Origin of the sequence: Spirillospora sp. NPDC048911, assembly GCF_043198015.1 — a bacterium.
GTDB lineage: Bacteria > Actinomycetota > Actinomycetes > Streptosporangiales > Streptosporangiaceae > Spirillospora.
Window position 1 is genome coordinate 287,652 of the sequence record NZ_JBICUD010000009.1, and the last position, 20,952, is coordinate 308,603.

Annotated in this window: 18 protein-coding genes; 10 read left to right on the forward strand and 8 right to left on the reverse strand. The window is 71.4% G+C overall.

All coding sequences use genetic code 11. The features are described 5' to 3' along the window. Positions 1 to 171: 171 nt before the first annotated feature. The 6 genes from ACGFNU_RS36140 to ACGFNU_RS36165 all read left to right on the forward strand — a co-directional run bounded on the left by ACGFNU_RS36140 (position 172) and on the right by ACGFNU_RS36165 (position 9,295). On the forward strand, positions 172 to 993 hold the full coding sequence (locus tag ACGFNU_RS36140) for an EamA family transporter (protein ID WP_392601066.1): 822 nt from the start codon (positions 172 to 174) through the stop codon (positions 991 to 993). 252 nt (positions 994 to 1,245) lie between these two features. Beyond that, on the forward strand, positions 1,246 to 5,514 hold the full coding sequence (locus ACGFNU_RS36145) for a HAMP domain-containing protein (protein ID WP_392601208.1): 4,269 nt from the start codon (positions 1,246 to 1,248) through the stop codon (positions 5,512 to 5,514). After that, positions 5,511 to 7,901: a SpoIIE family protein phosphatase gene (locus ACGFNU_RS36150; protein WP_392601067.1), complete on the forward strand. Its 2,391-nt coding sequence runs from the start codon at positions 5,511 to 5,513 to the stop codon at positions 7,899 to 7,901. The genes ACGFNU_RS36145 and ACGFNU_RS36150 overlap by 4 nt, the downstream gene beginning before the upstream one ends. Positions 7,902 to 7,982: 81 nt before the next feature. Next, entirely contained in the window at positions 7,983 to 8,120 is a 138-nt protein-coding gene (locus ACGFNU_RS36155; protein ID WP_392601068.1) for a hypothetical protein, read from the forward strand. Then, positions 8,120 to 8,593, forward strand: coding sequence for a LysE family translocator (locus ACGFNU_RS36160; RefSeq protein WP_392601069.1), 474 nt, complete (start codon positions 8,120 to 8,122; stop codon positions 8,591 to 8,593). The genes ACGFNU_RS36155 and ACGFNU_RS36160 overlap by 1 nt, the downstream gene beginning before the upstream one ends. Before the next feature lie 72 nt (positions 8,594 to 8,665). Then, the gene (locus tag ACGFNU_RS36165; protein WP_392601070.1) at positions 8,666 to 9,295 is read left to right on the forward strand and encodes a serine hydrolase; all 630 of its coding nucleotides are present in this window, start codon (positions 8,666 to 8,668) and stop codon (positions 9,293 to 9,295) included. A 61-nt stretch (positions 9,296 to 9,356) separates the two neighbouring features. Here ACGFNU_RS36165 and ACGFNU_RS36170 read toward each other — a convergent pair whose 3' ends face one another. Then, positions 9,357 to 10,538 carry an MFS transporter gene (locus tag ACGFNU_RS36170; RefSeq protein WP_392601071.1) on the reverse strand — a complete coding sequence of 394 codons (1,182 nt, stop codon included), beginning with the start codon at positions 10,536 to 10,538 and terminating at the stop codon, positions 9,357 to 9,359. Positions 10,539 to 10,592: 54 nt separating this feature from the next. Between ACGFNU_RS36170 and ACGFNU_RS36175 the strand changes: the two genes are divergently transcribed. From ACGFNU_RS36175 to ACGFNU_RS36185, 3 genes are all read left to right on the forward strand, one after another. After that, on the forward strand, positions 10,593 to 11,327 hold the full coding sequence (locus ACGFNU_RS36175) for an AraC family transcriptional regulator (protein WP_392601072.1): 735 nt from the start codon (positions 10,593 to 10,595) through the stop codon (positions 11,325 to 11,327). A 91-nt stretch (positions 11,328 to 11,418) separates the two neighbouring features. Further along, positions 11,419 to 11,565, forward strand: coding sequence for a GPGG-motif small membrane protein (locus ACGFNU_RS36180; RefSeq protein ID WP_392601073.1), 147 nt, complete (start codon positions 11,419 to 11,421; stop codon positions 11,563 to 11,565). A 179-nt stretch (positions 11,566 to 11,744) separates the two neighbouring features. Next, the gene (locus tag ACGFNU_RS36185; RefSeq protein WP_392601074.1) at positions 11,745 to 13,013 is read left to right on the forward strand and encodes a cytochrome P450; all 1,269 of its coding nucleotides are present in this window, start codon (positions 11,745 to 11,747) and stop codon (positions 13,011 to 13,013) included. A 21-nt stretch (positions 13,014 to 13,034) separates the two neighbouring features. Here ACGFNU_RS36185 and ACGFNU_RS36190 read toward each other — a convergent pair whose 3' ends face one another. The 6 genes from ACGFNU_RS36190 to ACGFNU_RS36215 form a co-directional block, all read right to left on the reverse strand. After that, positions 13,035 to 13,994 carry a glycine betaine ABC transporter substrate-binding protein gene (locus ACGFNU_RS36190; RefSeq protein ID WP_392601075.1) on the reverse strand — a complete coding sequence of 320 codons (960 nt, stop codon included), beginning with the start codon at positions 13,992 to 13,994 and terminating at the stop codon, positions 13,035 to 13,037. 42 nt (positions 13,995 to 14,036) lie between these two features. Next, positions 14,037 to 14,807, reverse strand: coding sequence for an ABC transporter permease (locus ACGFNU_RS36195; protein ID WP_392601076.1), 771 nt, complete (start codon positions 14,805 to 14,807; stop codon positions 14,037 to 14,039). Beyond that, entirely contained in the window at positions 14,804 to 15,835 is a 1,032-nt protein-coding gene (locus ACGFNU_RS36200) for an ABC transporter ATP-binding protein (protein WP_392601077.1), read from the reverse strand. The genes ACGFNU_RS36195 and ACGFNU_RS36200 overlap by 4 nt, the downstream gene beginning before the upstream one ends. Next, positions 15,832 to 16,476 carry an ABC transporter permease gene (locus ACGFNU_RS36205; RefSeq protein ID WP_392601078.1) on the reverse strand — a complete coding sequence of 215 codons (645 nt, stop codon included), beginning with the start codon at positions 16,474 to 16,476 and terminating at the stop codon, positions 15,832 to 15,834. Before ACGFNU_RS36205 ends, ACGFNU_RS36200 begins: the two co-directional genes overlap by 4 nt. A 72-nt stretch (positions 16,477 to 16,548) precedes the next feature. Then, a complete protein-coding gene (locus ACGFNU_RS36210; protein ID WP_392601079.1) occupies positions 16,549 to 17,412 on the reverse strand; it encodes an ABC transporter permease in 864 nt (287 codons plus the stop codon). Further along, positions 17,409 to 18,344, reverse strand: coding sequence for an ABC transporter ATP-binding protein (locus ACGFNU_RS36215; protein WP_392601080.1), 936 nt, complete (start codon positions 18,342 to 18,344; stop codon positions 17,409 to 17,411). Before ACGFNU_RS36215 ends, ACGFNU_RS36210 begins: the two co-directional genes overlap by 4 nt. Positions 18,345 to 18,413: 69 nt before the next feature. On the opposite strand from ACGFNU_RS36215, the gene ACGFNU_RS36220 reads away from it, so the two are divergent. Continuing rightward, positions 18,414 to 19,163 carry a MerR family transcriptional regulator gene (locus ACGFNU_RS36220; protein WP_392601081.1) on the forward strand — a complete coding sequence of 250 codons (750 nt, stop codon included), beginning with the start codon at positions 18,414 to 18,416 and terminating at the stop codon, positions 19,161 to 19,163. On the opposite strand, the gene ACGFNU_RS36225 is transcribed toward ACGFNU_RS36220, so the two are convergent. After that, the gene (locus tag ACGFNU_RS36225; RefSeq protein WP_392601082.1) at positions 19,138 to 20,949 is read right to left on the reverse strand and encodes a M3 family oligoendopeptidase; all 1,812 of its coding nucleotides are present in this window, start codon (positions 20,947 to 20,949) and stop codon (positions 19,138 to 19,140) included. The genes ACGFNU_RS36220 and ACGFNU_RS36225 overlap by 26 nt on opposite strands. Positions 20,950 to 20,952: the final 3 nt, after the last annotated feature.

Here is a 20,952-nt window from a genome sequence, read left to right on the forward strand (position 1 = left end):
CTGCATGTGACTGGAGCCCTTGTTTCCGTGCCTGAATGGTGTCATCGGGCTCAGATCATCAGCAAGCCTCATTTACCTATCCGCCGGGTTCTGCGAATTATGGATTAGCTTGCTATGTCGGGGAAGATCGATATATGTCCTTGGCTCGCCGCTACCAGGAGGATGACGACGATGCTGGTTCTCGCCTTGGCGGCCGCCGCGTTCTATGGCGCCTCCGACTTCCTCGGCGGGCTGCTTTCGCGCCGCGCCCACTACGCGTTCGTCGGGCTGGTCGGGCAGACGACCGCCACCGTCGCGACCGTCCTCGCGGCCTTCGCCCTCGGGTCGGCCGCGCCCGGCGGCGCGGTGCTGGCGTGGGGCCTGGCCGCCGGGATCGGGGCGGCCGTGGGGACGCTCGCGCTCTACAGGGGACTGGCCCGAGGGCGGATGAACGTGGCGGGGCCGCTCTCGGCGGTCGGTGCGGCGGGCGTCCCGGTGCTGGTGGACATCGCGTTCGGGCAACGGCTCACGGTCGCGACCATGCTCGGCATCGGGCTGGCCATCCCCGGGATCTGGCTGGTGTCGTCGGAATCGGGGCGCGGCGGCTTCGCCGCCGGGGGAGTGGGCGAGGGACTGCTGGCCGGGCTCGGCTTCGCGGTGCTGTTCGTGTGCCTCGACCGGGCCGGGGACGGCGCGGGACTATGGCCCGTGGCCGCCGGGCAGGCGGCCTCCGTCGTGGTGCTCGCCGCCGTAGCGCTCAGGATCCGCCCGAACGCGCCCGAGCGTGCGTCCTGGACGGCGATCTGGCCCGGCGTCCTCGGCGCCGCCGCGACGATCCTCTACTTCCTCGCCGCCCACGCGGGAACGATGGCGATCGCCGCCGTCATCACCTCGCTCTACCCCGCGTTCACCGTCGTCCTCGCGGCCGTGGTGCTGCGGGAGCGGACGAGCCTGACGCACGGCGCCGGCCTGGCCCTCTGCGCGGTATCGGTCGGAGCCTTCGTCATGGGATGAGCTCCACGCACGAGCACGCCCGCGGCGGCGGCCACGAGGGACTCGTCGTAGGGGGCCTGACCGTGCATGGTGGGAGTCGGGAACCGCTTCGGGGTGGGGTGGTACCGGGTGGTGGCCGGAAGGTGAGAAGCTTCTCGGGGGTGTTTGTCATCCGACAAGCATTTGGGGGAGAGGGAGGCGAGCGTGAGCGAGACCGTGGACGCGGAGCGGGCCGCCGGCGGCGGGAAGGCCGGCGAGGCCGAGCTCCGGCAACTGCTCGCGGGCCTGACCGCGGTGCGCGACGGCGACTTCGGCACCCGGCTTCCCGACGACGCGCACGGGCTGCTCGGTGAGATCGCCGTGGTGTTCAACGGCATGGTCGACCAGCTGTCGCTGTTCACCTCCGAGGTCACCCGGGTCGCGCGCGAGGTCGGCACGGAGGGACGGCTGGGCGGCCAGGCCCAGGTGCCGGGCGTCTCGGGTACCTGGGAGGACCTGACCGTCTCGGTGAACGCCATGGCCGGCAATCTGACCACGCAGGTCCGCGACATCGCCCAGGTGGCGACGGCGGTGGCCAAGGGCGACCTGTCGCAGAAGATCGACGTGGACGCGCGCGGCGAGTTCCTGGAGCTGAAGAACACCGTCAACACGATGGTCGACCAGCTGTCCTCGTTCGCCGACGAGGTGACGCGGGTGGCGCGCGAGGTGGGCAGTGAAGGTCGGCTGGGCGGTCAGGCCGATGTGAAGGGCGTGTCGGGCACCTGGCGCGACCTGACCGACTCCGTGAACTTCATGGCGGGCAACCTCACCGACCAGGTGCGCAATATCGCCCAGGTCACCACCGCCGTCGCGCAGGGCGACCTGTCCCAGAAGATCACCGTGGACGCCCGCGGCGAGATCCTCCAGCTGAAGAACACCGTCAACACGATGGTCGATCAGCTCTCGGCGTTCGCCGACGAGGTGACGCGGGTGGCGCGCGAGGTGGGCAGTGAAGGTCGGCTGGGCGGCCAGGCCGATGTGAAGGGCGTGTCGGGCACCTGGAAGGACCTCACGGAGTCGGTCAACGTCATGGCCGACAACCTCACCGCCCAGGTGCGTTCCATCGCCCAGGTCACCACGGCGGTCGCCAAGGGCGACCTGACCCAGAAGATCCGCGTGGACGCGCGCGGCGAGATCCTGGAGCTGAAGGAGACCATCAACACGATGGTCGATCAGCTGTCGGCGTTCGCCGACGAGGTGACGCGGGTGGCGCGCGAGGTCGGCACGGAGGGCAACCTCGGCGGCCAGGCCACGGTCCGCGGCGTCTCGGGGACCTGGAAGGACCTCACCGACAACGTCAACGTGATGGCCTCCAACCTCACCAACCAGGTCCGCTCGATCGCCCAGGTGGCGACGGCGGTGGCCCGCGGCGACCTGTCACAGAAGATCACCGTGGAGGCCAAGGGCGAGGTCGCGGCGCTCGCCCAGACGATCAACACGATGGTCACCACGCTGTCGGCGTTCGCCGGCGAGGTGACCCGGGTGGCGCGCGAGGTGGGCACCGAGGGCCAGCTCGGCGGCCAGGCCCAGGTCCCGCACGTGGCCGGCACCTGGAAGGACCTCACCGACAACGTCAACTCGATGGCCAACAACCTGACCAACCAGGTGCGCAACATCGCGCAGGTCACCACGGCCGTCGCGCAGGGCGACCTGACCAAGAAGATCGACGTGGACGCGCGCGGCGAGATCCTCGCGCTGAAGACGACGATCAACACGATGGTCGACCAGCTGTCGGCGTTCGCCGCGGAGGTCACGCGGGTGGCGCGCGAGGTCGGCAGCGAGGGCCGGCTCGGCGGCCAGGCCGAGGTCGAGGGCGTGTCGGGCACGTGGAAGCGGCTGACCGAGAACGTCAACGAGCTCGCCGGCAACCTCACCCGGCAGGTGCGCGCCATCGCCGAGGTGACCAGCGCGGTCACCTCGGGCGACCTGACCCGGTCCATCACCGTCGACGCCTCCGGCGAGGTGGCCGAGCTCAAGGACAACATCAACCTGATGGTGCTGTCCCTGCGCGACACGACCCGGGCGAACGAGGAGCAGGACTGGCTCAAGACCAACCTCGCCCGGATCTCGGGGCTGATGCAGGGACACCGCGACCTCGCCGTGGTGGCCGACCTGATCATGGACGAGCTGACCCCGCTGGTCGCGGCGCAGGTCGGCGCGTTCTACCTCGCGGAGGACGGCGAGGACGGGGTCGAGCTGCAGCTGATCGGCTCGTACGGCTACCCGGCGGACGGCGACCCGGCCGCGCCGGGACGGCCCACCCGGTTCCGGCTGGGCCGGTCGCTGGTCGGGCAGGCCGCGCGCAGCCGCCAGGCCATCGCCGTGGACGAGGTGCCGCCCGGGTACGTCACGGTGTCGTCGGGGCTCGGCCACAGCGCGCCCAACAGCCTGATCGTCCTGCCCATCGTGGTCGAGGACCAGGTGCTGGGCGTCATCGAGCTGGCCGCGGTGGGGCCGTTCACGCCGGTGCAGCGGGCGTTCCTCGAACAGCTGATGGAGAACATCGGCGTCAACGTCAACACCATCGTCGCCAACGCGCGCACCGACGAGCTGCTCGCCGAGTCGCAGCGGCTGGCGACCGAGCTGCAGGCGCGGTCCGGCGAGCTGCAGATCCGGCAGGAGGAGCTGCAGCGCTCGAACGCGGAGCTGGAGGAGAAGGCCGCGCTGCTGGCCAGCCAGAACCGCGACATCGAGACCAAGAACCTGGAGATCGAGCAGGCCCGGCAGGAGCTGGAGGCGCGCGCCCAGCAGCTCGCGCTGGCGTCCAAGTACAAGTCGGAGTTCCTGGCCAACATGAGCCACGAGCTGCGCACGCCGCTCAACAGCCTGCTGATCCTGGCGCAGCTGCTGGCCCAGAACCCCACCCGCAACCTCACGCCCAAGCAGGTCGAGTACGCGGGGATCATCCATTCGGCGGGCTCGGACCTGCTCCAGCTGATCAACGACATCCTCGACCTGTCGAAGGTCGAGGCGGGCAAGATGGACATCAGCCCCGAGCGGGTCCCGCTGCGCCACCTGCTGGAGTACGTCGAGGCCACGTTCCGGCCCATGACGACGCAGAAGAGCCTGGACTTCCGGCTCACCACCGCCCCGGGCGTGCCCACCGAGCTGCTCACCGACGACTCGCGCCTGCGCCAGGTGCTGCGCAACCTGCTGTCGAACGCGGTCAAGTTCACCGAGGCCGGCAGCGTCGAGCTGCGCATCGAACGGGCCGACCCGAAGGAGCTGCCGCCGTCGGTGCGGCCGTACGGCGAGGCCATCGCCTTCCGGGTGGAGGACACCGGCGTCGGCATCGCCGAGGAGCAGCTGGAGACCATCTTCGGCGCGTTCCAGCAGGCCGACGGGACCACCAGCCGCAAGTACGGGGGCACCGGTCTGGGGTTGTCGATCAGCCGTGAGATCGCCTACCTGCTCGGCGGGGCCATCACCGCCACCAGCGCGCTCGGCAAGGGCAGCACGTTCGTGCTCTACCTGCCGCTCGCCCGCCGGGACTTCGTCGACCTGGCCGAGGGCCGGATCACCAAGATCAGCGCGACGCCGGCGGGGACGGCGGGCGCCATCCAGGCGACCGTGATGGAGCGCGCCGACGAGCGGCCGCCGGCGGCGCCGGGCACGCCGCGCCTCGCGCCGCCGCGCCGGCGCCGGCTCCTGGTCATCGAGGAACGCGCGGCGGGACTGCTGTCCCTGGTCGCCGAGAGCGCCGTCGCCGACCTGGCCGGCGGCGGGGGCGGCGAGCCGGCCGACCCCCGCGGGCCGGTCGAGCTCGTCACCGCGCTGGGGGCCGAGGAGGCCGCCGCCGCGCTGGCCGCGGACGCCTGCCACTGCGTCGTGCTCCAGCTCGACATGGCGGGCGGGGCGGCCCTGCGCTTCCTGGAGTCGATGGACGGGGACGCCGCCGTCCGCGGGGTGCCGGTCCTCGCGCACCACAACCGGCGGCTGGAGCCGGAGCACGAACGCGTCCTCCAGGAACGGGCCGGCACGCAGCCGCTGGAGCTGCTGTCGAGCCTGGACGAGCTGCGCGAACGCATCGCCCTGCATCTCTCCGCCGAGCAACCCGGGGACGTGCTGCCGCTCGTCCGCCACGACGAGGCCGGCGCGCCCGCCCCGCGCGAGATCGACGTGTCGCTGGCCGGCCGCACGGTGCTGGTCGTCGACGACGACGTGCGCAACGTCTTCGCGCTCACCGGCATCCTCGAACTGCACGGGATGAACGTCGTGCACGCCGAGAACGGCCGCAAGGGCATCGAGGCCCTCGCCGAGCACCCGGGCGTGGACCTCGTCCTGATGGACGTGATGATGCCGGAGATGGACGGCTACGCGGCCACCGCCGCCATCCGCGCCATGCCCGGGCACGCCGCCCTGCCCATCATCATGGTGACCGCCAAGGCCATGCCCGGCGACCAGGAGAAGAGCCTGGCGGCCGGGGCCAGCGACTACGTCACCAAGCCGCTCAACGCCGACGACCTCATCGCCTGCATCCACCGCTGCCTGGACGCGCAGTGACGTCCGCGGGCATCACCAGGCTGGCGCTGACCGTCGAGCAGCTGCGCGAGGAGGTGCAGCGCGCCCAGGCCGCCGCCGAGGGACGCGGCGTGATCGAGCTGGCCACCGGCGTCCTGGTCGAGCGGCTGCGGTGCGGCCCGGCGGAGGCCGCCGCCCAGCTGGCGTCCCTGGCCGAGGAGGCGGGCCTCACGCAGATCGAGCTCGCGGCCGACATCATCAACCAGGCGGCGCGCGACCGCGTCACCGAGGTCACCCAGGACTTCCTGGAACGAGCCGTCCGGCCCGGAAGCGGGCCCGGAGCCGGGCTCGGGACCGGAGCCGGGGCCGGGGATGCGGACCGGGCGGCGCGGTCCTCGGCCGTGCGGATGCGCGCGGCCGAGAACGGTGCCCTGGCGGCGGACGACACCCAGGCCGTGGCCAAGTCGCTGCTCGAACACGCGCTGGCACCGCTGGGCGCGATCGCGGTGGCCGTCTGGGCCGCGGCGCCGGACGCCTCGCTGACCCTGGCCGGGTCCGCCGGGTTCTCATCCGCCGAGGCCGCGCGCTGGCGGTACGTGCCGCCCGGGGTGGCCACGCCCGCCCGGCGGGCCCTGACCGAACGCCGGATCGTCCGGTTCGCCTCGCTGGCGGAGGCAGGGCTGCCCTCGATCGGGCATCGCGAGTTCCCGGAGGGCGGGCGCGTCACCGTCCCGGCGGGCACGGGCGGCCGCATCATCGGCGTGCTCGAGATCTGCTGGCCCGACCCGCTCGAACCGCAGCCCCGGCAGATCGAGCGCCAGATCGAGGCATTGGCCGACCTGTGCGCTCACACCCTGGAAACACGTCCGCCGGTTGGCAGTGCCCTCGCCACACGGAACTCAGCACTGCCAGATCCAGCGCTGGGGGAGCTCGTCGACCTGGCCGACGGCCTGCATGACCCGGCCCTGGTACTTCGTCCCTACCTCGACGCCGACGGACGCTTGGCCGACTTCCGTATCCACCACATCAACAGGCAGTTCGTCGACCCCGCCGGACGGCCTCGTAGCGACGTCGCCGGAACGCTGCTGCTGGAGTCCTATCCGCTCGCCGCCGAGCAGGACGGGCTGTTCGAGAAGGTCGAACGGGTGCACGCCACCGGCGAGGCCTTCCGTGCCGAACGCATGACCCTCACCGCCCTCGTGGACCAGGTGCCGCTGACCGCCGTCGCCGACATCAGCGTCAGCCGCCAAGGCGAGAGCGTGCTTCTCATCTGGCGGGTCCATGACGAGATGGCGCGGCTGGCGAGCCTGCTGCAGCACGCACAACGGCTGGGCCGCATCGGCGGCTTCGAGGAAAGCCTGGTCACCGGCGAAATCACGTGGGCCAGCCAGGTGTTCGCCTTGCACGGGCTACCTTCCACGGCCGCGCCCGTCCCGCTCACCCGCCTGCCCGACCAGGCCCACCCGGACGACGACATCGCCATCGGCCGTTTCCTGCGCGCCCTCCTGCACCAGCGGCGGCCCGCGTCCACCGCGTTCCGGCTGAACCGCCCGGACGGCATCGTCCGGCACATCCGCGTCATCGCCGAACCGGTGCTCGCCGACGACGGTCACCTGCTCGGAGTCCGCGGGGCGTACCAGGACATCTCGGCCCAGCACTGGACCGAGGTCGCCCTCGCCGCCACCCGCGACCAGCTCGCGTACACCGAGCGCCAGGCGGCCGAGCACAACCGCCTCGCCCTGCAGTTGCAGCGCGCCATCATGCCGCCCACCCGGGCTCCCATCGACGCCGCCGGCCTCCGGGTCGCCGTGCGCTACCGCCCCGCCGAGGACGAGTACCTGGTCGGCGGCGACTGGTACGACGCGACGGTGCTGCCCAGCGGCCAGGTCCTGCTCTGCGTCGGCGACGTGGCCGGGCACGGCATCCAGGCGGCGACCGACATGGTCGTCCTCCGCAACGCCCTGCGCGGCCTGGCCACCACCGGCACCGGCCCGGCACAGCTGTTGACGTGGCTCAACCTCATGGCCAACCACCTGACCGAACACGTCACGGCCACCGCCCTGTGCGCGCTGTACGACCCGGACGGCCGCACGCTGCGATGGGCGAGGGCCGGCCACCCGCCGCCCGTCCTCGTACGGCAGGGCAGGGCCGGCGTCCTGCCCCCGATCCAGGGGCTCCTGCTCGGCGCCCTCCCCGAGGCCGTGTACGAGGAAGGCGCCGTGGATCTGGAGGCCGGCGACACCCTCCTGATGTACACCGACGGCCTCATCGAACGCCGGGACCGTTCCCTGCAAGAGACCCTGGACCACCTCCTGGCCACAGTCGAGGAACCCACCTCCGGCCTGGAGGAGCTCATGGACCATCTCCTCACCCACAGCAACGCCGACACCGACGACGACACCTGCATCGTCGGCATCCACCTTCCCTGACGACCCAGGGCCCTGGTTTCCTCGTTGAAGGACCGGGGAGGCGAGAGTCGGACTCATCCGGCAGTCGGGAGGTGCGCCTTGGTGACGACGGGAACGCTGGCCGCGTTCGTGACGGCGACCGTGATCCTCAACCTCGTCCCGGGACCCAGCATGGTGTTCCTGCTGGCTCGCGGTCTCAGCCACGGCCGTCCGTGGCGGTGCGGTCGGCCCTCGGGCTGATGACCTCGGCGTCGGTCTTCGTCACGGCCACCGCGCTGGGCGTGACCGCGATTCTGGCCTCGTCCGCGCTCGCCTTCGCGGTCGTGCGCTGGCTCGGCGTCGCCTACCTGCTGTTTCTCGGCGTGCAGACGCTGGTGAAGCGGCGGCCGCCCGCGCGCCGCGAGACCGGGCGCGGCGTCTACCGGCAGGCGTTCATCGTCGGCATCGGCAATCCCAAGACCGCGATCTTCTTTCTCGCCTTCTTCCCGCAGTTCGTCGACCCCGCCCGCGGGCCGGCGGCGGCGCAGATCCTGATCCTCGGGTCGCTGTTCGTGCTCGTCGGCGCGGTCTTCGACCTCTCGTACGCCCTGTCGGCCGGAGCGCTCAGGTCGCGGCTGCTGAACCGGCCCGGCGCCCCCGCCTGGATGCGCAGGATCTCCGGCTCGCTCTACCTTCTGCTGGGCGGCTGGCTCGCCGCCACCGGCTCGCGCTGAACGCGGGTCTCGGCAGGGGCCGGGCTGTTCTGAGCGGCAGCAGAAAATCACGGTGCCCCGCTGACGGATGGGGTGAACAACTGTAAGCGAACAGTCACTTCCCTGCGGGCCGCTCGCGGGGTTACTTTTGTTGAATCGCGCTGTGACCTGGCAGTTCGCCCGCCCTGGCCCAGAGAGGAGGGGTGGCCGGGCCACACGGCGAGGTGTGGAGACACGACCGCTGGCCCGTTGTTGGCACGCACGCCCCCGGCTACGACGGCCAGCGGCCGTGCGGACGACTCCGCCGCTCTCCGGCCCTGCGGTGTCGACCATTCCGTCGTCGTCATCGGTCTTGCCGCACGATCGTCCCGTACGCGACACGGGCGACCTACGTTGCCGCTGAGAGACCGGATCGACGACGTCACCGAGCTGAACGGGTCACAGGGCTGGGGCGACCTCGACATCATCTCCAGCGCCGGCGATCTGAACCGGTTCTTCCGGGCCCTGATGCGCGGGAGGCTGCTGCCGCCACGGCAGTTGAAGGCGATGAAGACGACCGTCGACAATCCCGATTTCCCGGGCGCGTCCTATGGGCTCGGCATCGAACGGGTGACGATGGGCTGCGGCGTCAGCCTGTGGTACCACGACGGAGGCATGGTGGGGTGGATCTCCCTGGTCTCCACCACGGAGGACGGAGGCCACCAGTTTCAACTACAACGGTGACTGGGGAGTGGAGACCGCGTTCGCCATAGCGAACGCCGAGTTCTGCGACGCCCCTTCCCGTTCACGCTGAGGCCCGTCTCGCCGGCGGGACGTGCGGCGGGGAACCGGTCTCCAGAAGCTCCAGGCGGTCCGGTTCGCGGAGGCGCCGGGTGAGGAGCCAGGCCAAGATCGGGAAGACGGTCAGCGCCGCCAGCATGGTGTGCAGGGACGTCGCGTCCGCCAGGGCGCCGAAGGCCGGGGCGAGGACGCCGCCGACGCTCACCGCCAGGCCGAGGGTCACACCGCTCGCGGTGCCCACCCGGTTGGGCAGGTAGTCCTGGCCGAGGGTGATGTGCAGGGAGAACGGCACGTAGAGGGCGATTCCCGCGATGGCGATGAGCCCGTAGAGGGCTGGGCCGGGGACGAGCACGACACCGGCGACCGCCAGGATCGCCACGGCGTAGGCACGCCGCACCGTGCGGATCCGTCCCCAGCGCTTGGCCAGGCGCCCGCCGAGCACCGTGCCGACCGCGCCCCCGGCGAACAGGACGAAGAGCGCGGCGCCGCCCGCCGCGTCCCCGGGATGGACCCGTTGCTGCACGAAGAGGCTTAGGAACGAACTGAGCCCGACGTAGGTGATCGATCGCAGGATGACGACCGCCGACAGGACGCGGAAGGCCGGCCAGTCGTCGCGGCCGCGTGCCGGGGGACGCGCCGCGCCGCCCGCGCGCCGTCCCAGCAGCGGCAGCGTGACCAGCGCGCCGAGCACCGCGGGCAGGACCAGGAACGGCGCGGCGGCGAGCCCTCCGGCCGCCAGCACCGGCGTCGCGAGCACAGGGGCGAGGGCGAAGCCGATGTTCCCGCCGAGGGAGAACCAGCTCATGCCCACGTGGTCGCCGCCGGTCACCGCGCGGGCCAGCCGGGCCGCCTCCGGGTGGTACGCGGCGACCCCGAAACCGGTCAGCGCGATCGCCGCGAGCGCGAGCGGATACGACTCGGTCAGCCCGACCAGCGCCACGCCCAGCCCGGCGGCGAGGGTGCTCACCGGGACGAGCCACGGCATCGCCCACCGGTCGGTGAGCACCCCGAACAGCGGCTGGATCACCGACGACAGCAGCGAGGCGGCCAGCACGAACCCGGACACGCCGAGGTAGCCGTAGTGCCGTTCGGCCACGAGGAACGGCACCAGCACCGGCACGATGCCCTGATAGACGTCGACGCTCGCGTGCCCGACCGGCAGCAGCAGCCGCTTGTTCGCTTCCATGCCCCCAGCGTTGATCGCCAGGGGCCTTGTCGGCTTCCGATAAACTGCCAACAAATGTCGATTCCCCGCCACATGCCCGTGGCGCCCACCGGGCTGCGCCGCCTCGTCCCGGGCGGAGCGATCGACGCCCACCGCCACGACGAGCACCAGATCGTGTACGCCGCGCGGGGCGTACTGTCGGTCACGACCGACCGGGGGCGCTGGATCGCGCCCGCCACCCGGGCCATCTGGGTGCCCGCCGGTACGGTCCACGAGCACCGCGCCTACGGCCGGACCGACGTCCACCTCGTGGGCCTCCCGGTGGGCACGAACCCGCTGGGCCTGGACGCCCCCGCCGTGCTCGCGGTCGGGCCGCTCCTGCGCGAGTTGATCATCGAGTACACCCGCGGGGAGGGGGAGGACGCCGAACGCGACCGGCTCCGGGCCGTCCTGCTCGATCGGCTCCGGCATTCGCCGCGGCACCCGGTGCACCTGCCCAGCCCGCGCGACGCGAGGCTGGCCGCGGTATGCGCCCTGCTCAACGAGAACCCCGCCGACGGCCGCACGCTGGCCGAACTCGGCGCCCAGGCCGGAGCCAGTGAGCGCACCCTGTCCCGGCTCTTCCGCGCGGAGCTGCACATGACGTTCCCGCAGTGGCGCACCCAGCTGCGGCTGCACCACGCGCTGATCCTGCTCGCCGACGGCACCCCCGTCACCGCCGTCGCGCACCGCTGCGGCTGGGCCTCGGCGAGCGCCTTCATCGACGTCTTCCGCCGCACCTTCGGCCACACCCCCGGCCGCAACGGCTGATCCTTCAGAAGGCCGCGATCGCGGAATTGGAACGGGCCGTGGAAGCGCGGTGAGGTTTGTTTAATCGTATCGGTGGGGGTACGAGATGGTCATGGCTACTTTGTTGTGGATCATCGCGGTAGTGCTGGTCATCTCGGGCATCTACGTACTCATCGCCCGCAGGGACATTCTGTGGGGCGCCGTTCTGATCGTCGTCGGCCTTTTGGTCGGCCCGGGTGGCGTCAGCATTTTCAGTTGACGCGGCTCGCCGATAGCGGAGTGCCAATTCGCTCCGGAATGACCTGGCGACTGATCTGATGTGCCGGCCCCGCCGTGGACTTGGGGGCGAGACCACGGCGGGGCTTCGGCCTGCCCGCGGACGAGGGTTGTCCTCGGCCGGCATCGCCGCTTTACTTGACCCTAGCTTTTGTAAACCGAATGTGGTTCTGGCGGGGGTGGCGGGACGTGCTCAAGGTCGAGGACATCAACCTGACGGACTGGGAGTTCTGGCGGCGGCCGCTGGCGGACCGCCACGAGGCGTTCAAGGCGCTGCGCTGGGAGCCCTCGCTGATCCACTTCGAGGAGCCCGACGTCGTCATCGTCCCGCGCGGGCCGGGCTACTACGCGCTGACCAGGCACGCCGACGTCGTCGAGGCCTCGCGCCGGCCCCAGGACTTCTGCTCGGGCCGCGGCGCGACCAACATCCCGGACATGCCGGGCGACATGCACGAGTACTTCGGCTCGATGATCAATATGGACGACCCGCGGCATGCCAAGATCCGCCGCATCGTCTCCCGGGCCTTCTCGCCACGGATGATCCAGCGGTTCGAGGACCAGGTGGAGGCCGTGGCGGCCCAGATCCTCGACGAGGTCGAGGCGGGCGGCACCGGCGACTTCGTGGCCGACGTCGCCGCGCGGCTCCCATTGAAGATCATCTGCGACATGATGGGCATCGGCGCCGAGCACTACCGGACCGTCCTGGACGCCACCAACATCATCCTCGCCGGCAACGACGCGGAGTTCGTCCCGGCGGGCGACCCCGAGCAGGTCGCGCTCGCGCTGCTGGGCGCCGGCCAGACCCTCAAGGACATCGTCGAGGAGCTCGGCCGGCAGCGGCGCGCGGAGCCCGCCGACGACCTGACCTCGGCCCTCGTCAACGCCAACCTCGACGGCGAGTCGCTCACCGACCAGGAGCTCGGCTCCTTCTTCATCCTGCTGGTGGTGGCCGGCAACGAGACGACACGCAACGCCATCGCCCACGGCCTCGACCTGTTCACCCGCCACCCGGAGCAGCGGGCCCTGCTCGCCGAGGACTTCGAGGGACGCGTCGCGGGCGCGGTGGAGGAGATCGTCCGGTACGTGTCGCCGGTCGTCTGGATGCGGCGCACGGCGACCCGCGACACCACGCTCAACGAGCACGAGATCAAGGCGGGGGACAAGCTCGTCCTCTACTACTGGTCGGCCAACCGCGACGAGACCGTGTTCGCCGGCGCGGACCGGTTCGACATCCTGCGCGACCCCAATCCGCACCTCGGGTTCGGCGGCCCGGGCCCGCACTTCTGCCTCGGCGCCCATCTCGCGCGCCGCGAGATCACGGTCATGTTCCGCGAGCTGCTGACGCGTCTGCCCGGCATCCGCTCCGGGACGCCGGACCGCCTGGAGTCCAGCTTCATCAACGGGATCAAACGCCTGCCCTACACGTTCTGACAGGGCGCGGGCCCGCGCCGGTCACTTGCCGATGAAGCCCTTCGACTGCAGCCACGCCTCGGCGACCTTCACGGGTTCCTTGCCGTTGACGTCGACCTCGCCGTTGAGCTCCTGGAGGACGGGATCGGTGATGGCCGCCGCGACCGGATTGATGATCTTCTCGATGGCGGTGTGCTCCTGGTAGACCGACGCGCGCACGGTCAGCGCCGGGTTGTAGATCGGGAAGAACTTCTTGTCGTCGACGATCGGGGTGAGGGCCAGCGCCTTGATGCGTCCGTCGGTCGTGGTCACCTCGCCGAAGGTGCAGGGGTTGCGTTTGGAGATGGCGTTGTAGATGGCGCCCTCGGCCAAGGTGGCGAGGGAGCTCTTCGGGAGGGTGAATCCGTAGGCCTTCTGGAGGCCGGGCCAGCCGTCGTCGCGGCCCGCGAACTCGCTGGCCACGCACATGGAGGCCTTGGCCGGATCACTCTTCGCGAGGCGCGCGTAGTCGGACAGGTTCTTGATGCCGAGTTCCTGCGCGGCGGTGGTCTTCACTCCGATGGCGTAGGTGTCATTGGCGGGAGCCGGAGCGAGCCACTTCACCTTGTTCTTGCTCAGGTCTTGCTGGGCGGCCTCCTGGTATTGCCTGGCGGGGTCATCGATCGGCTTGGTGTTCTTGAGGTAATTGATCCAGGCGGTGCCGGTGTACTCCCAGTACATATCTATGCTGCCTGATGTCAATGCGGCCCGTGTGGTGTTGCTTCCTTGGAGCCCGCATTTCTCGCGCACGGTCGCGCCCGCCGAACGCAGGGCGAGGCTGGTGATCTGGCACAGGACGAGTTGTTCGGTGAATTCCTTGGACCCGACAGTGAACGAGGCTCCCTTCAACGAGTTTCCTTTGGCGAGGGTGCCTTCCTTGGCGTCGGTGGTCGACGAGCTGAAACAGCCCGTGGTCATGGTGGCGAGCGCGAGGGAGCAGGCGGCGATCGGGATCAGGCGCATGGTGTCTCTCCTCTGGATGAGCCGTGCCGGATGGGGTCTGGGTCAGAGTCCGCGAGGGCGCAGGTAGTGCTCGGCGAGACCGACGAGCCAGTCGGAGGCCATCGCGAGCACGGCGGTCAGGACGCAGCCGGTGAGCAGGACGGGCGTCCGGTTCAGCGCTATGCCGGTGTTGATGAGATCGCCCAGGCCCCCCGCGTTGGTGAACGCGGCGAGCGTCGCGGTCCCCACGTTCAGGATCACCGCGACGCGGACGCTGGCGAGGATCACCGGGACCGCCAGCGGAAGCTCGATCCGGAACAGCACGGTGGTCCTGGTCAGCCCGATGCCCCGCCCGGCGTCGATGAGCGAGCGGTCGACGCCCTGCAGGCCGACCATGGTGTTGCGGAGCACCGGGAGCGCGGACACGAGGACGAGCGCGACCAGCGCCGGCCGGAAGCCGATGCCGACCGTCACGGCGAGGAGCACGAGCACCCCCACCGACGGCACCGCCTGCCCGACGTTGGCCAGCGCGAGGAACGGCGTGGCGAGCCAGCGCACCCGCGGCCGGGTCAGCACGACGCCGAGCGGGATCGCCACCGCGAGGACCAGCGCGGTGGACACCGCGACCAGCTGGATGTGCTCGACGAACCGCTGGACGATGATGTCCCGGTTGATGGCCCGCCGTTCGATGTCGTCGAGGTCCTGGCCGTGCAGATAGAGCGCGAGCGCCGCACACGCCACGACCAGGAACGCGGGCGTGACAAGCATGCCGAGCACCGACCGGCCACCGGTGCGGTCTTCGTCGCGCTGGTCGAGCATCGACGTGACGGTCATCGCCGGCCGCCGGTCACGTCGCCGGTCACATCCGCCGGATCGGGGCCCGGCCCCGCCGGATGGGGAGACTCCTGCACGATGGTCGCCCAGGAGAGCCTGCCGGCGGGCGTCCCGTCCTCGCCGGTGACGACCGCGACGTCGTCGCCCGCCCGCAGCATCACGTCGAGCGCCTCGTACAGGCTCTGGTCGATCCGCACGGTCGCCGCGCCGGGCGCTTCCCCGCCGGTGAGGGGTTCGAGGTCGATCGAGCCGACCGGGACGAGCCGCAACCGGCGCATCGCCGCACCCGATCCGACGAACGAGGCGACGAACTCGTCGGCGGGCTCGCCGAGGATCGCCGCCGGGGTGTCGTACTGGACGAGCCGGGCGTGCTGCCCCAGCATCGCGACGCGGTCACCGAGCTTGAGGGCCTCGGTGAGGTCGTGCGTCACGAGCACGATGGTCTTGCCGATCCGCGCCTGCAACTCCAGGAACGCGTCCTGCAGCCGTTCCCGCGTGATCGGGTCGATGGCGCCGAACGGCTCGTCCATCAGCATCGCGGGCGGGTCGGCGGCCAGCGCGCGGGCCACCCCGACGCGCTGCTGCTGCCCGCCCGAGAGCTCCTTGGGGTAGCGGCGGCGGAACGTCGCGGGTTCGAGCCCCACCAGGTCGAGCAGCTCGTCGACCCGCTCCCGGATCCGCTTCTTGTCCCAGCCCAGCGCCCGGGGGACGAGCCCGATGTTGTCGGCGATCGTCATGTGGGGGAACAGCCCGACCTGCTGGATCACGTATCCGATCCGGCGGCGCAGCTGGTCGGGGTCGACCCGGGTGACGTCCTCGCCGTCGAGGAAGATCCGCCCTGAGGTCGGCTCGATCAGGCGGTTGATGAGGCGGAGCGTGGTGGTCTTGCCACAGCCCGACGGGCCCAGCAGGACGACGGTCTCGCCGTCCCGCACGCTGAGCGACAGGTCGTCGACCGCGGCCGCGGCCTGCCCGGGGTAGCGCTTGCTCACCCCGTCGAGCCGGATCATCTCCTTCGGTTCGGTCATCGGATGCCCCTGGAGGTCGTGAGCCGGAACAGGACGACGAACAGCAGGTCCAGGGCCAGCGCCAGCAGGGCGACGCCCAGCGTGCCGGCGAGCGTGTCGTTCAGCGCGTTGGCCCCGCCGATGCGGGCCAGGCCGCCGAAGATGAGCTCGCCGAGGCCCGGCCCGGCGACCGCGGCGGCGATGGCCGCGATGGCGACGGTCATGATCGTGGAGACGCGCACGCCGGTGAGCACGACCGGCCACGCGAGGGGGAGGCGGACCCGCAGCATGACCCGGGCGCGGCCCAGGCCCATGCCGCGGGCCGCCTCCTCCACGGCGCCCGGCACCGACTCCAGGCCGGTGATGGTGTTGCGCAGGATCGGGAAGACGGCGTAGAGGACCAGGGCGGTGATGGTGGGGGTCAGGCCCAGCCCGAACAGCGGGATGAGCAGGCCGAACAGCGCGAGTGAGGGGACGGTGAGCATCGTGCCGGTGAGCCCGAGCGCCAGCCGGCTGGCGCGGGGCCTGCCCTCGACCACGATCCCGAGGCCGATCCCGATCGCGGCCGCGATGGCGACCGCGAGCAGGACGACCTGGGCGTGTTCGGCGGTCATCTGGGCTATCGTCGGCCAGCGATCAGCGAGGTAGTCGGAGAAGGACATCGCTGCCTCCTGTGGGGGGTCGCCTCACGAGCCCTACCCACCCGTGATCTCCCACAAGCGACGCCCATCGCCTCACATCAGGCGCTGCTGCGCCTTCTGGCGGCGGGTGGCGACGGCCGAGCCCGACTCGCGGCGCGCCATCCGCCGGAGCACGATCGGCGCCAGCACCAGACCCGCGGTCGCCCACAGGCCGAGGACGGCGGCCGTCTCCAGGTGGCGCCAGGAATCGCCGATCTCGGCGGCGGCCATCGCGTCCGGCAGCATCGCCGAGCGCAGGCCCAGGCTCATCCAGTAGAGAGGGAACACCTGGGCCGCCCACTGCAGCCAGTCGGGGAACGACGCGACCGGGTAGAACACGCCCGAGACGCCCATCAGCGCCATGACGGGCAGCGCGACGAACCCCGCGCCCTGCGCGGTGTCGAAGAGGGAGCCGAGGATCGCGCCGATCGGCAGCACCGCGACGAAGCCGAGCACCAGGACCCAGGCGAGCGTCAGCCATGACGACGCGCCGTCCAGCCGCAGGCCGTCGAAGAGGAAGGCGGCGGGGACCAGGGGGACGAGCATTCCGGCGACGGCGGCTCCCGTGCGGCTGAGGATCTTGCCGGTGAGGTAGCCGGTCATGCCGTTCGGCGTCGCCTTGGCGCGCAGGAGCGTGCCGTCCTCGCGGTCCATCGTCAGCGAGAGGGCCAGCCCGATCATCCCGGCGAACACGACGTTCATCCCGAGGACGCCGGGGACCGACTGGGTGCCCAGCGAGAAGCCGGTGCCCGGCACCGTGTTGTCGCGCAGCACGTACATGACGATCAGCGCGACGACGGGAAAGAACATCATCGACCAGACGTCCTGCGGGCTGGTCATGGTCTGCCGGAACTCGATCCGGCCGCGCTGCAGGCCCGCGCCGAAGGCCGTGCCGAGAACCGTGACGTGCGGGCTCATCGGGCCACCTCCGCCAGCTCGCCCGGCGCCTCGGTCCGCTGCCCGGACTCGAACTCCCGCACCAGCGTCATGTAGACGTCCTCCAAACTGCTCCTCCGGATCTCCAGATCTCCGATGTCCTCGCCGTATCTGGCGAAGAGCTCGCGGACATGGCGGGTCGCGTCCTCGACCGAGTCCACGTGGCGCTCGCCGTCCCTGCGGTAGCTCACCTCGGCCTTGCCGGCGACCTGCTCGGTCAGCTCCGCCGCGCTGCCGTCGGCCACGATGTGCCCGCCCGCGAGGATCACGATCCGGTCGGCGAGCCGTTCCGCCTCCTCCAGGTCGTGAGTGGTGAGCAGGATCGAGGTGCCCTCCAGGTCCGCCAGGCGCTGGACGAGCTCATGGAACTCCCGCCGGGCTTGCGGGTCGAAGCCGACGGTCGGCTCGTCGAGGAACAGCAGATCCGGCCGGCCGGCCAGGCCGATCGCCACGTCGAGCCTGCGGCGCTGCCCGCCGGAGAGGGTGGCGATGACCGCGTCCGCCCGGCCGGACAGGCCGACGAGGTCCAGCAGCGCGCCGGTGCCGTACGGGCGAGGTCGCTGGGGCGTGCCGTACGGGGCGTAGTAGCGGCCGAGATGGTCGAGGAGCTCGCGCACCCGCCATCTGCCGTGGTCGCGCCACGACTGCAGCACGATGCCGAGCCGGGCGCGCCACGCCTCGTCCCCTGCCTCCGGGTCGGCGCCCAGGACGCGCACCTCGCCGGACGAGCGGCGGCGGAAGCCCTCCAGGATCTCGATGGTCGTCGTCTTGCCCGCGCCGTTCGGCCCCAGGAGCGCGACCACCTCGCCCTGGCGGACGCGGAGGTCCACTCCGCGCAGCACGTCGGCGGGCCCGTAGCGCATCCTGAGAGCCCGCGTCTCGATGGCGGGCGCACCGTTCTCACCTGCATTCATACCTTCAAGTTTGTCATTGAACCACGCACTTGATAGTTACGGTGATCAGCCCCCGCATACGATGGGACGATGGCCAAAGAACCCTCAACCAGGGCCGTGAAGACCAAGGCGGCGCTGCGTCCCGTCGACCTGGCGCGGATGGCGGGCGTCTCCACCCAGCAGATCCGCAATTACGCCGACGAGGGCATCCTGCCGCCCACCGAACGGACGGCCGCCGGCTACCGCAGGTTCGAGCCCCGGCACCGCGAGGCCATGCTGACCTACCGGGTGCTGGCGAAGGGGTTCGGCTGGGACGCCGCCCGTTCGATCATGCGGGCGCTGCACGCGGGCGGCCTCGCGCCGGCCGTCGCGCTGGTCGACGCCCGCCACGCCGCGCTCCACGAGCAGCGGCTGTCCCTCCACGCCGCGGCCGAGGCGCTCGAAGCGGTCGCCGGGCAGGTGCCGGAGGCGCCGGATTCGCCGCGTTCCGGCCTGCGCATCGGTGAGGTCGCCGCACACCTCGGCGTGCGCACGTCGGCCCTGCGGGTGTGGGAGGCCGCCGGCCTGCTGGCGCCGCAGCGTGAGAGGGGCACGGGCTACCGGCGCTACGGTGCCGCCGACGTGCGGGACGCGCGCATGGTCACCATGCTCCGGCAGGGCCGCTACCCGCTGCATCAGATCCAGGCCGTCCTCGACGGCCTGCGCCGGACCGGCAGCACCGTGGAGCTCCGTGCCGCCATCGCCGAACGCCACGCGGCCCTGAACACCACGTCGGCGGCCATGCTGGAGGGCACCGCCCATCTGTACCGCTACGTCACCGACCATCTGCCGGACGCGTGAGCAGGTCGCGGGCGGCCCGCTCGGCGGCGTCGATCTTGCGTTCGACGAGGTCGAGACCGCGATCCCAGAAGCCGGGGTCGGCGAGGTCGACGCCGACGATCCGGCCGAGCTCCTCCGGGCTGCGCGATCCGCCCGCCCGGAGCAGGTCGAGGTAGCTGGGCACGAACGCCTCGCCCTCCGCCTCGTACCGCCCGTACACCGCGAGCGCGAGCAGCTGCCCGTAGGCGTAGGCGTACACGTAGCCCGGCGTGGAGATGAAGTGCGGCACGTACGACCACCACGTCCGGTAGCCCTCGGTGACCTCGACGGCGTCGCCGAGCATCTCCTGCTGCGTCGCCGCCCACAGCTCACCGAAACGCTCGACCGACAGCTCGCCCTCCTCGCGCCGGTGAGTGTGCACGAGGTGTTCGAAGCGGTTCATCGCGATCTGCCGGAAGACGGTCAGGATGGAACCCTCGACCGACTCCGCCAGCAACGCCAGCCGCGACTCCGGGGTGGGCGCCCGTTCCAGCAGCCGTCCGAACACCAGCGTCTCGCCGAAGACCGACGCGGTCTCGGCCAGGGTCAGGGGCGTCGCCATGTGGAAGATGCCCTGCCGCGCGCCCAGCGCCGCGTGGACGCCGTGCCCAAGTTCGTGCGCGAGGGTGAGAACGTCCCGGCGGAGGTGCGTGTAGTTGAGGAGCACGTAGGGATGGACGCGCGGCGAGCCGTAGGAGCAGAACGCGCCGCCGCGCTTGCCCGGCCGGACGGGCGCGTCGATCCAGCGTTCGTCGTGGAACCGCCGGACGATGGCGCCGAGCTCAGGCGAGAAGTCCGTGTAGGTCTCGGCGACGAGCTCGCGGGCGTCGTGCCACGGCACCCGCTCCTCGTCCCGCGTGACGGCGGCCATGCGGTCGTGGTCGGCGAGCCGGCCGAGGCCGAGCAGCCGCGCCTTGAACCGGTACCAGCGGCGCGGCAGCTCGTAGCGGCCGCGGACGGCCTCGATCAGGGCCCGCACCGACTCGTCGCTCGCCTCGTTGGCGAGGTTGCGGGAGGCGAGCCAGTGCGGGTGGGAGCGCAGCCGGTCGTCGGTCGCCTTGTCGGCGAGCAGCATGTTGAACGCGTAGGCGCGGGTGCGCAGGCCGGGCCGGAGCGCGGCGCTGATCCGCGCGGCCGTGTCGCGCCGCACGTCGCGGTCGGGGGAGTAGAGGCCCGCGAACGCGGTCTCGAGCGCGACCGGCCCGGCCGGGAGCTCGACCCGGATCGCCGCCCGCTGCTCGTCGAACAGCCGCACCCAGGCGGAGCGCCCGGACACCGCCTTCTCGGCGAGGATCTTCTCCTCCGCCTCGGCCAGCAGATGCGGGCGGTGCCGCCGTGCGGTGACCAGATGGTGGCGGACGAAGCCGAGCCCGTCCGCGGCCAGCAGCTCCTCGGCCTTTCCGTCCGAGAGTGCCGCCCATTCGAGCCGGAAGAACACCAGCGCCGTCTCGATCCCGGTGCGCTTCTCCTCGACGTGTTGCAGCAGCGCGCCGCGGACGGGGTCGGCAGTGTCGATCGAGAACGACAGGTTCGCGTACGTCGCGGCGCGCGCCACGAGCTCCTTGATCTCACCCAGCTCGCCGGCGGCGGCGACCAGCCCCGGCCCGTCCAGGTCGCCGATCGTGCCCGCGTACCGCGCGGCGAACGCGTCGGCGCGGCGCCGGGCCTCGGCCAGCAGGGCGTCGACGGCGGACGCCGGGTCATCGGCACCGGCGTCCGCGATCAGATGGGCGAGGTTCCAGGAGACCTCGCCGGCGTCGGGTTCCATCCG

Excerpts from the sequence above, each read along its gene's own strand:
- ACGFNU_RS36140 (WP_392601066.1), top strand. The coding sequence starts at position 172 with ATGCTGGTTCTCGCCTTGGCGGCCGCCGCGTTCTATGGCGCCTCCGAC.
- ACGFNU_RS36160 (WP_392601069.1), top strand. The coding sequence starts at position 8,120 with ATGACCTCGGCGTCGGTCTTCGTCACGGCCACCGCGCTGGGCGTGACC.
- ACGFNU_RS36170 (WP_392601071.1), bottom strand. The coding sequence starts at position 10,538 with ATGGAAGCGAACAAGCGGCTGCTGCTGCCGGTCGGGCACGCGAGCGTC.
- ACGFNU_RS36175 (WP_392601072.1), top strand. The coding sequence starts at position 10,593 with ATGTCGATTCCCCGCCACATGCCCGTGGCGCCCACCGGGCTGCGCCGC.
- ACGFNU_RS36180 (WP_392601073.1), top strand. The coding sequence starts at position 11,419 with ATGGCTACTTTGTTGTGGATCATCGCGGTAGTGCTGGTCATCTCGGGC.
- ACGFNU_RS36185 (WP_392601074.1), top strand. The coding sequence starts at position 11,745 with ATGTGGTTCTGGCGGGGGTGGCGGGACGTGCTCAAGGTCGAGGACATC.
- ACGFNU_RS36190 (WP_392601075.1), bottom strand. The coding sequence starts at position 13,994 with ATGCGCCTGATCCCGATCGCCGCCTGCTCCCTCGCGCTCGCCACCATG.
- ACGFNU_RS36195 (WP_392601076.1), bottom strand. The coding sequence starts at position 14,807 with ATGACCGTCACGTCGATGCTCGACCAGCGCGACGAAGACCGCACCGGT.
- ACGFNU_RS36200 (WP_392601077.1), bottom strand. The coding sequence starts at position 15,835 with ATGACCGAACCGAAGGAGATGATCCGGCTCGACGGGGTGAGCAAGCGC.
- ACGFNU_RS36205 (WP_392601078.1), bottom strand. The coding sequence starts at position 16,476 with ATGTCCTTCTCCGACTACCTCGCTGATCGCTGGCCGACGATAGCCCAG.
- ACGFNU_RS36210 (WP_392601079.1), bottom strand. The coding sequence starts at position 17,412 with ATGAGCCCGCACGTCACGGTTCTCGGCACGGCCTTCGGCGCGGGCCTG.
- ACGFNU_RS36215 (WP_392601080.1), bottom strand. The coding sequence starts at position 18,344 with ATGAATGCAGGTGAGAACGGTGCGCCCGCCATCGAGACGCGGGCTCTC.
- ACGFNU_RS36220 (WP_392601081.1), top strand. The coding sequence starts at position 18,414 with ATGGCCAAAGAACCCTCAACCAGGGCCGTGAAGACCAAGGCGGCGCTG.
- ACGFNU_RS36225 (WP_392601082.1), bottom strand. The coding sequence starts at position 20,949 with ATGGAACCCGACGCCGGCGAGGTCTCCTGGAACCTCGCCCATCTGATC.